This window comes from Mesorhizobium sp. WSM4935, assembly GCF_029625735.1.
Lineage (GTDB): Bacteria > Pseudomonadota > Alphaproteobacteria > Rhizobiales > Rhizobiaceae > Mesorhizobium.
The window spans coordinates 1-234 of sequence record NZ_JARTVR010000088.1; the positions used below are offsets into that span (position 1 = coordinate 1).

Genomic DNA, 234 nt, shown 5'->3' on the forward strand with positions numbered 1-234 from the left:
GTCCCCCCCCGAGGCGAAGCCCGGGGCCCAAGATTTTGCAGTTGATTTCGCCACTCCTGATCATGCCCAGGAGCAACTGGCGTCGACCTCTTCAGCGAATCTCCTCGTTGGGGCGGTACCGCAAACCCACGGCAGCATTGGCTCTGATAGAATGGTTCGGGTGACGGCAGACAGCCTGAACCGATTGCTCGGGTTGGCTGGCGAGTCGCTGATGGAAGCTCGGCGGCTCAGGCC

Annotated in this window: 1 pseudogene; it reads left to right on the forward strand. The window is 62.4% G+C overall.

Going from position 1 to position 234, the window contains the following annotated elements:
• Positions 1–234, forward strand: a pseudogene (locus P9273_RS32225) (hybrid sensor histidine kinase/response regulator); the annotation flags it as partial.